Genomic DNA, 370 nt, shown 5'->3' with positions numbered 1-370 from the left:
CACAGAAGCCAGTTAGGGTAGAACAGGTAACTAGGGCTAAGTCGTAACAAGGTAGCCGTACCGGAAGGTGCGGCTGGATCACCTCCTTTCTGGAGCAGTTCGACTCGTGAGTTCAACGATGTTACATAATTATCATAAGTCTTTTCCATCATTCAAATAATAAAATTTGGTATGTTGGGCTTGTAGCTCAGGTGGTTAGAGCGCTACACTGATAATGTAGAGGTCCCTGGTTCGAGTCCAGGCAGGCCCACTCTGCCATCTATACTAAGTAAAATATTGGTTTAGCGGGAAGTAATTCAGCTATTCCACATTTACTACCGAAAGGGTAGTAGACGTTCTTTGACGTAAGGGAAAATAAGAGAGAGAAAAA

Annotated in this window: 1 tRNA gene and 1 rRNA gene; both read left to right on the top strand. The window is 43.5% G+C overall.

Annotation, left to right across the window (positions count from 1 at the left end):
* A 16S ribosomal RNA gene (locus E4631_RS25755) occupies window positions 1-89 on the top strand; the annotation flags it as partial.
* Window positions 90-176: 87 nt separating this feature from the next.
* A tRNA-Ile gene (locus E4631_RS25750) sits at window positions 177-250 on the top strand.
* Window positions 251-370: the final 120 nt, after the last annotated feature.

The organism is Hymenobacter sp. UV11 (genome assembly GCF_004684095.1).
In the GTDB taxonomy this organism is placed as follows: Bacteria; Bacteroidota; Bacteroidia; order Cytophagales; family Hymenobacteraceae; genus Hymenobacter.
The sequence above is the reverse complement of the archived record's forward strand: the minus strand, read 5'-3'. Positions and strand labels throughout refer to the sequence as shown.